8 protein-coding genes are annotated in these 8,584 nt (G+C 68.8%); 3 read left to right on the top strand and 5 right to left on the bottom strand.

All coding sequences use genetic code 11. The features are described from left to right. Positions 1–200 precede the first annotated feature (200 nt). On the top strand, positions 201–1,943 hold the full coding sequence (gene lysS / locus O3Q52_RS43155) for a lysine--tRNA ligase (RefSeq protein ID WP_269653990.1): 1,743 nt from the start codon (positions 201–203) through the stop codon (positions 1,941–1,943). Positions 1,944–2,025: 82 nt separating this feature from the next. Here lysS and O3Q52_RS43150 read toward each other — a convergent pair whose 3' ends face one another. The 3 genes from O3Q52_RS43150 to O3Q52_RS43140 form a co-directional block, all read right to left on the bottom strand. Further along, positions 2,026–3,408, bottom strand: a complete 1,383-nt coding sequence (locus tag O3Q52_RS43150) for a DUF2637 domain-containing protein (protein ID WP_269653989.1) — start codon at positions 3,406–3,408, stop codon at positions 2,026–2,028. Positions 3,409–3,574: 166 nt separating this feature from the next. Then, positions 3,575–4,471: a DUF3558 family protein gene (locus tag O3Q52_RS43145; RefSeq protein ID WP_269653988.1), complete on the bottom strand. Its 897-nt coding sequence runs from the start codon at positions 4,469–4,471 to the stop codon at positions 3,575–3,577. Positions 4,472–4,620: 149 nt separating this feature from the next. Then, entirely contained in the window at positions 4,621–5,490 is an 870-nt protein-coding gene (locus O3Q52_RS43140; protein WP_269653987.1) for a DUF3558 domain-containing protein, read from the bottom strand. A gap of 217 nt (positions 5,491–5,707) precedes the next feature. Between O3Q52_RS43140 and O3Q52_RS43135 the strand changes: the two genes are divergently transcribed. Together O3Q52_RS43135 and O3Q52_RS43130 are read left to right on the top strand one after the other, a co-directional pair. After that, complete coding sequence (locus tag O3Q52_RS43135; protein WP_269653986.1) at positions 5,708–6,901, top strand: RtcB family protein; 1,194 nt, start codon at positions 5,708–5,710, stop codon at positions 6,899–6,901. A gap of 92 nt (positions 6,902–6,993) precedes the next feature. Continuing rightward, positions 6,994–7,830 carry a carbohydrate deacetylase gene (locus O3Q52_RS43130; protein ID WP_269653985.1) on the top strand — a complete coding sequence of 279 codons (837 nt, stop codon included), beginning with the start codon at positions 6,994–6,996 and terminating at the stop codon, positions 7,828–7,830. Between the two features lie 16 nt (positions 7,831–7,846). Here the strand turns inward: O3Q52_RS43130 and O3Q52_RS43125 are convergent, their stop codons facing one another. Together O3Q52_RS43125 and O3Q52_RS43120 are read right to left on the bottom strand one after the other, a co-directional pair. Continuing rightward, complete coding sequence (locus O3Q52_RS43125) at positions 7,847–8,008, bottom strand: hypothetical protein (protein ID WP_269653984.1); 162 nt, start codon at positions 8,006–8,008, stop codon at positions 7,847–7,849. Next, a partial coding sequence (locus O3Q52_RS43120; RefSeq protein WP_269653983.1) for an SDR family NAD(P)-dependent oxidoreductase occupies positions 8,008–8,584 on the bottom strand: 577 nt, incomplete at its 5' end. The genes O3Q52_RS43120 and O3Q52_RS43125, both read right to left, overlap by 1 nt.

The raw sequence follows: 8,584 nt of genomic DNA, 5'->3' as shown, positions 1-8,584 counted from the left end.
GCCCCTAAGGGGCGCGGGGAACTGCGCAGTCTTCAGCTGAGGAGCGGGGGTTCGGGGGCCGGCCCCCGAGACGGGACGGGTAGGGGCGGCGGGGGCGATGAAAAGGGGTTTTCGTGGATGCGGGCCGAGCTGGGAGAATGGGGCCGTCAGCCGTGCGAAACGTACCGCCGGCCAAAGACGCCTCCTGAGGAAAGAAGGACGTGCCGATCGTGGCTCAGAGCACCGAGACCACCGACTGGGTCTCCCGTTACGCGGATGAGGTCATCGAGGAGTCGGAGCGTCGGGCCCCGGGCAAACCGGTCGTCGTCGCGTCCGGACTGTCCCCGTCCGGGCCCATCCACCTCGGGAATCTCAGGGAGGTCATGACCCCGCACCTCGTCGCCGACGAGATCCGCCGCCGGGGCCACGAGGTCAGGCACCTCATCTCCTGGGACGACTACGACCGGTATCGGAAGGTGCCGAACGGCGTCGCGGGTGTCGACGACTCCTGGGCCGAGCACATCGGCAGGCCCCTCACCGCCGTCCCCGCCCCGAAGGGCTCCCCGTACCCGAGCTGGGCCGAGCACTTCAAGGCCGCCATGGTCGAGGCCCTCGGCGAGCTGGGCGTCGAGTTCGACGGCATCAGCCAGACCGAGCAGTACACCTCCGGCACGTACCGCGAGCAGATCCTGCACGCGATGAAGCACCGCGGTGACATCGACGCGATCCTCGACCAGTACCGGACCAAGAAGGCCCCGGCCAAGAAGCAGTCGCAGAAGCCCGTCGACGAGGCCGAGCTCGAAGCCGCCGAGGGGTCGGGCGCGGCCGCCGACGACGACGGCACCGGCTCCGCCGGGTACTTCCCGTACAAGCCCTACTGCGGCGACTGCGGCAAGGACCTCACCACCGTCACGGCCTACGACGACGACACCACCGAGCTGACGTACACCTGCACCGCGTGCGACTTCTCGGAGACCGTCCGGCTCAGCGAGTTCAACCGCGGCAAGCTGGTCTGGAAGGTCGACTGGCCGATGCGCTGGGCGTACGAGGGTGTTGTCTTCGAGCCCTCCGGCGTCGACCACTCCTCGCCCGGGTCCAGCTTCCAGGTCGGCGGACAGATCGTCGGGAGCATCTTCGGCGGCAAGCAGCCCATCGGTCCGATGTACGCCTTCGTGGGCATCTCCGGCATGGCGAAGATGTCCTCCTCCAAGGGAGGCGTGCCCACGCCCGGTGACGCGCTGAAGATCATGGAGCCGCAGATTCTGCGATGGCTCTACGCCCGCCGCCGTCCCAACCAGTCCTTCAAGATCGCCTTCGACCAGGAGATCCAGCGGCTCTACGACGAGTGGGACAAGCTGGAGGGCAAGGTCGCCGACGGGTCCGCCCTGCCGGCCGACGTCGCCGCGCACTCGCGCGCTGTCGGCACCGCCGGCGGCGAGCTCCCGAAGACGCCCCGCCCGATGCCCTACCGCACGCTCGCCTCCGTCGCCGACATCACCGCCGGCGCCGAGGACCAGACCCTGCGCATCCTCAGCGAACTCGACCCCGCCGACCCGCTCTCGTCCCTCGACGAGGTCCGGCCGCGGCTCGACAGGGCCGAGGCATGGATCAACACCCAGGTCCCCGCCGACCAGCGCACGGTCGTCCGCAAGGAGGCCGACACCGAGCTCATCAAGTCCCTCGACGACCAGGGCCGCGCCTCGCTCCGGCTCCTCCTCGACGGACTCGACTCGCACTGGTCGCTCGACGGACTCACCCACCTCGTGTACGGAGTGCCGAAGGTCCAGGCCGGCTTCTCCGCCGACGCCACGCCCAAGGAACTCCCGGCGGAGATCAAGGTCGCCCAGCGCACCTTCTTCGCCCTGCTCTACCACCTGCTGGTCGGCCGCGACACCGGCCCCCGCCTGCCCACCCTGCTCCTCGCCGTGGGCCAGGAGCGGGTGAGGAAGCTGCTCGGCGAGTAGCGAGCAACCGTAGGAAGTCGTACGACGATGGGGGCGCCCGGAGATTCTCCGGGCGCCCCCATCCACGTACACACGCAGGTCGCTACGCGATGTGGTCCTCTTCCAGTTCCATCGTGTGGCGGTTGGTGAAGCGGGTCACCAGGCGCTTCGCCTCCGGCTCCGGGAGGGTCACGCGGAACTCCGCCTCGACGTTGTCACCGAACTCGCGCGGAGTCGGGTAACTGCCGTTTATCGACTGCTTGAAGACCTGGTAGAACGACTCCTCGTCCGGCTCCGGGGCGGGCGTGCCGCCGCCCTCGCCGAGCTGACGGGTGCGGTTCGGGCCCGACGGGATGGGGAACGTGCCGGTGTCCTCGGGAGAGGGCTCACGCTCCTCGTACTCCTGAAGCACCTGCCCCTGCCCGTTCTGGTACGCCTGGCGCTGCTCGGCCTCGTACTGGGCCTGCTGAGCCTCGTACTGGGCCCACATCTGCTCCGGCGCGTACGAGGGGTCGTAGCCGCCCTCGTAGACGATCTCCTGCTGCGGGGGAGCGAACCACGGGCTCGACTCCGGCTCCTCCTCCAGGTACTCCGGCTGCCCCTGGGACCCCTGCTGCACAGGCTGCCCCTGCGGTCCCTGTTGCTGTGGGACCGGGTAGCCGTCGGCGTCCAGGTCCTGGCGGCGCTGGTCGTCCCGGGGTGCTCCCGGGCCCACCTGGGGCGGCACGGCGGCCTGCGGCACCTCCACGCGCTCCAGCTCCGTCTGCTGCCGGGGCGCCGGAGGCAGCAGCGCCGGCTCGATGCCCGCCGCGGCCAGGCCCGAAGGGGCCGTCTCCGCCAGGGGCACGCCGTAACGCGCCAGCCGCAGCGGCATCAGGGACTCGACCGGGGCCTTGCGGCGCCAGGCGCGGCCGAAGCGCGAACGCAGCCGGGCCTGGTAGACGAGACGCTCCTGCTCCAGCTTGATGACCTGCTCGTAGGAGCGCAGCTCCCACAGCTTCATCCGGCGCCACAGGAGGAACGTGGGGAGCGGGGACAGCAGCCAGCGGGTGAGGCGCACGCCCTCCATGTGCTTGTCGGCCGTGATGTCCGCGATCCGGCCGATCGCGTGCCGCGCCGCCTCCACGGAGACCACGAACAGGATCGGGATCACACCGTGCATCCCGACACCCAGCGGGTCCGGCCAGGCGGCCGCGCCGTTGAACGCGATCGTCGCCGCCGTCAGCAGCCACGCCGTCTGGCGCAGCAGCGGGAACGGGATCCTGATCCAGGTCAGGAGCAGATCGAGCGCGAGCAGGACACATATGCCCGCGTCGATACCGATCGGGAAGACGTAGCTGAACTTCCCGAAGCCCTTCTGGAGGGCGAGTTCGCGCACCGCGGCGTACGAACCGGCGAAGCCGATCCCGGCGATGACGACGGCTCCGAAGACGACCACCCCGATGAGGATCCGGTGCGTCTTCGTGAGCTGCATAGGCGCGGACACCCGTACTCCCCTCCCATGACGACCTGTTGCGCGCAACAGAGTGGCACATGTGTACGGGCTCCGGGCGCGCAGTACGGCACCAGCCCGGCCCCCACGGAGGCCGGGCCGCCGCAAATGTCCTGGTCCGGCCGAGAGTTGGGCCCCGGCCGGAATTCCGGAACGGCCGTCAGCCCTTCTTCGTGGCCGACTTGCTCGGGCTCTTGCTCGTGCTCGTGCTCGTGCCCGAGTCCTTGCCGAGGTCCGAACCCTGCCCCCCGCTCTTGCTCGCGCTCTTGCTCGGGCTGGGGCTCTTGCTCGGCGCCGTGCTGCCACCGGCCGAGGAGCCGCCGCCGGCCCCGTTCGCCGTCCGGACCGCCTCCACGGCCTCCTTGGCGGCCTTCTCAGCCGCCTTCGTCAGATCGGCCACCTTCGGGGCCTCGTCGCCCGCCAGACCAGCGCCGTTGTAGTCGACCGTCACCACGACGTTCTCGACCCGCGTCACGACCGTCTGCTGCTTGAAGGTGCCTTCCTTCTTCTTCAGGTCGTACGTCACCAGCGACGCCTCGTTGCCCATCCCCGTCAGGGGCTGCGACTTGGTGTTCTTCGCGTCCGTCACCGAGCGGGCGTCCTCGGCGCGCTTGGTGAAGTACTCCGAGGCCAGCTTCTCGCCCGTACCGCGGGTCGCGTCCGACTCGAAACGCAGCAGCGACACGTTCAGCCAGCGGAACTGCGAACCGTCCACGCCGTTGTTGTCCAGGCTGTTCCAGGAACAGTTGCCGCGCGTCGCCGCATCGCCCGACTTGCCCTCCTTGCTGGACTTGGTGCCCTTCGGCACCATTTCCTTCAACGTCTTCGACGAGAGCACCTTGCAGGGCTCGGGAAGCTTCGCGTACGCGGCCTCCTTCACCACCGAACCGGCCTCCGTCGCGGACGACGACGCCGAGGCGCCGGAGTCCTTCTTCGCGTCGTCGCCGGAGCCGTCGCCGGAGTCCGAGGAGCAGCCGGAGGCGACGAGCATCATCGGGACGGCGGCCGCCCCGGCAAGGATGCGGGTGAGTCGCTGGCGCTGTGCGGGTCGGTGCATGGTTCCTTCACTCGTAGACGCTCGGGTGTGCGTGCGACCGGCCGCGTCCTCGGCCGGCCGCACTCGGTCGGGTCCGAGGGGCCACGGTACGCCGAACGGGACACGGGTGACTCGGGTTCCGTCCAGCCCGAAACCCCTCCCGGGAGCCCCTAGTCGTTGAACGTCCCGGCGAGCTGACCCGCCAGTTTCCGCGCCCTGTCCTGCATGTCCTTGCTGCTCGGGACGTCGGTCGTGGTCGCCGGCTGCTCGTCGTACCGGATCGTCACGACCACGTTGGACGTGCGGAACACCACAGTCACCGTGCGCTGCCGGGAGCTGCTCAGCGCGTCGTCCAGGAACGCCTCGTCGCCCAGGTCGTCGAGCGTGCGGGGCTGCAGGGCGGAGGGGGTGGAGCCGTCGGAGGGGGTGGCGGAACCGCTCGCGTCGCCGCTGTCCGAACCCGACGCGCTGGAGCTCGGACCGGATCCGGAGCTGTTTGAGGGGGACCCGCTCTCATCGGGGGACGAGCCGGACGAATCGGGTGACTCGGGTAGCTCCGACGACTCCGACGACTCCGACGAGGCGACCGGCTCCGGAAGGTCCGCCGCCGTCTCGCTCTCCAGGTAGATGTCCGTCGCGCGGTCGTCGTCGCTGACCGCGTTGTCGTACGAGACCACGCGCTCGAAGTCCACCAGCAGGTGATCCGTCGCCGCCGTCGACTCGGCCTTCCAACGGCAGCCGACCTTGCGGTCCGTGTCGTACGTCTGCGTCGCCGTGCCCTCGTACGCCTTCTCGCGCTGCTCCTCGTCCGTCACCTGCTTGATGCCCGGCAGCAGCGAGTCCAGCGTGCCTTTCGACACCGCGGCGCACGGCTCCGGGAGCGTGCGGTACCTGCCGGGCTGCGCCGCGGTCGGCGTCGTGGCCGACTCGCCCGGCTTCGGGTCGGTCGTGCCGTCGTCGTCGCCCGATCCACCGGTGCAGCCGGCCAGCAGCACCGCGAGGAGCGCGGCGACGCCGGGTACGTACGCCTTCCGCTGCACGGTGGGGCTCCTCTCGACGGGTCGCCGCGCCGGGCGCGCGACCGGGGTGTCCTGTGGTTGTGCGTTGGTTATTCAGTTGCCGCGCGGGGGCGGCCCCTGGAGACAATGTGTATCGCACGCACTGCCGTGGACGCCGGTCCGTTGTCCCAAACGTTGACCTTGGTGCTGGTTTTGCGATTTGTGACTTCTGTTTGTTTTCCGGGGGAATGAGGACGAGATGTCGTACGTGGAAGTGCCGGGCGCGAAGGTGCCGATCCGCATGTGGGCGGACCCGGCGTCGGTCGAGGACGTCGCGATGCAGCAGCTCCGCAACGTCTCGACGCTTCCCTGGATCAAGGGCCTCGCGGTCATGCCGGACGTCCACTTCGGCAAGGGCGCGACGGTCGGTTCCGTGATCGCCATGCAGGGGGCCGTGTGCCCTGCGGCTGTCGGGGTCGACATCGGGTGCGGGATGTCGGCGGTCAGGACGTCCCTGACGGCCAATGACCTGCCGGGGGACCTTTCCCGACTGCGGTCGAAGGTCGAGCAGGCCATTCCTGTGGGGCGGGGGATGCATGAGGACCCGGTCGACCCTGGGAGGTTGCATGGGTTCGCTACCGCGGGGTGGGACGACTTCTGGGGGCGGTTCGATGGGGTTGCGGAAGCGGTGCAGTTCCGTCAAGTGCGGGCCGTCAAGCAAATGGGGGCACTTGGAGCCGGAAATCACCACTTGGAAGTATCGGTGGATTCGGGAAATCTTGTTTGGCTCACGCTTCACTCCGGATCCCGCAACATCGGCAAGGAACTTGCCGAGCACCACATCGGTGTCGCGCAGAAGCTCTCGCACAACCAGGGCTTGGTCGACCGAGATCTTGCGGTCTTCGTTTCGGACACTCCGCAGATGGCCGCATACAGGAATGACCTCTACTGGGCGCAGGAATACGCGAAGTACAACCGCTCGATCATGATGGGGCTTCTGAAGGACGTCATCCGCAGGGAGTTCAAGAAAGCGAAGCCGACCTTCGAGAGGGAGGTCAGCTGTCACCACAATTACGTTTCGGAGGAGAGGTACGACGGGATGGACCTGCTCGTGACGCGCAAGGGCGCGATCAGGGCGGGCGCGGGTGACCTTGGGATCATCCCGGGCTCCATGGGGGCGGCGACATACATCGTGAAGGGCCTCGGCAATGAGAAAGCCTTCAACTCGGCCTCGCACGGGGCGGGCCGGCGCATGAGCCGTAACGCCGCCAAGCGTCGCTTCTCGACAAAGGATCTGGAAGAGCAGACGCAGGGTGTGGAGTGCCGCAAGGACTCCGGCGTCGTGGACGAGATCCCGAGCGCGTACAAGCCGATCGAGCAGGTCATCGACCAGCAGCGCGACCTCGTGGAGGTCGTCGCGAAGCTGAAGCAGGTTGTGTGCGTGAAGGGCTGAACGCTGTGTGGGCAAAGGGCTGAACCACGAGTGGGGCCCGGGCTGTTGTCGGCCCGGGCCTCATTTTTTCATCTCACCGAAGGGAACTGCCATTGCTGGCCAGTGAGTTATTGGGTTTCCCCGCCGATGCCCGTGTCCTCATTGTCAATTGTGATGACTTCGGGATGCGCCCCGGGGTCAATGCCGCCGTTGTCGAGGCGATCGAGAGTGGGATCGCGGCTTCGTGCAGCCTGATGGTGCCCTGCGGTGGGACCGAAGAGGCCATGCGGCTGTTGCGGGAGCGGCCCGAGGTGTCGTTCGGGGTGCATCTCTCGCTGGTGTGTGAGGTGGGGGCGCGGAGTGGGCGGGGGCCCGTTGCGCCGAAGGCGGACGTGAGGTCCCTGGTCGACGAGGACGGGGAGCTCTATACGCCCGAGCGGTGTTCCGAGTTGATGGGGCGGGCTCGGATCGAGGATGTCGAGGTGGAGTTCCGGGCTCAGGTCGAGGCTGTGGTCGCGGCCGGGCTGGTGCCGGGCCATCTTGACTGGCATTGCCTGCTCGACGGTGGGCGCGGCGATATTTTCGAGCTGACCGTGGCGCTGGCAGGGGAGTACGGGCTTGCCGTGCGGGTCTGGGGGGAGGCCGGGCGGCAGCGAGTGCGCGGGCTGCCCGTTGTCGACCATGACTTCCTCGACAGCTTTTCGCTGCCCCTCGACGGCAAGGAGGAGCGGTACGCGCGGATGTTGCGGGAGCTGCCGGTCGGGCTGAGTGAGTGGGCCGTGCATCCGGGGCTGGGGGACGCGCAGTCGCGGGCCGTCGAGCCCGACGGGTGGCGGGTCCGGCAGAGCGACCACGAGTTTCTCGTCTCGGCCGAAGCCCGTGAACTCCTCAGGGAGGAAGGGATCTTCGTGGTCGACTACCAGGGTGTGCGGGAGAGGTGGCGGTCATGAGACCGGCCTGGCCGCGCTACTTCGCGTGCGTCACCGCGTAGATCATCACGAACGCCACCAGGTGGATGCCGAAGAGGAAGTACGCGAGGTACCACCAGACGTAGCGTTCGTCCTTCTTCTCCTGGGCCAGGCGGCGTTGTTCCTGGTCCTGCTGTGGGGTGGGCTCGGTGTCCGGCACTACAGCTCCCTGTGGACCTTCGTGTTGGAGGCCTGGGCGCGGGGGCGTACGACCAGGAGGTCGATGTTGACGTGGGAGGGGCGGGTGACCGTCCAGGTGATGGTGTCGGCGACGTCTTCGGCGGTCAGGGGCTCCGCGACGCCGGCGTAGACCTTCGAGGCCTTCTCCGTGTCGCCGCCGAAGCGGGTCAGGGCGAACTCGTCCGTCTTGACCATGCCGGGGGCGATCTCGATGACGCGGACCGGGGTCCCGACGATCTCCAGGCGGAGGGTCTCGGCCAGGACGTGCTCGGCGTGCTTGGCGGCCGCATAGCCCGCGCCGCCCTCGTACGTACCGTGTCCGGCGGTCGAGGAGACGACGACCACCGTGCCGTCGCCGCTCGCGGTCAGCGCGGGGAGCAGGGCCTGGGTGATGTTCAGCGTGCCGATGACGTTGGTCTCGTACATCTGGCGCCATTCGGCCGGGTCGCCGGACGCGACCGGGTCGGCCCCGAGCGCGCCGCCCGCGTTGTTGACGGGGACGCCGATCTTCCTGAGGGCGGTGGCGAACTCGTCGGCGGCCGTGCGGGCCGGGGTG

Origin of the sequence: Streptomyces sp. ActVer (assembly GCF_027270795.1) — a bacterium.
Lineage (GTDB): Bacteria > Actinomycetota > Actinomycetes > Streptomycetales > Streptomycetaceae > Streptomyces > Streptomyces umbrinus_A.
Note: the sequence above shows the minus strand (reverse complement) of the source record. Positions and strands in the feature narration are given on the sequence as shown.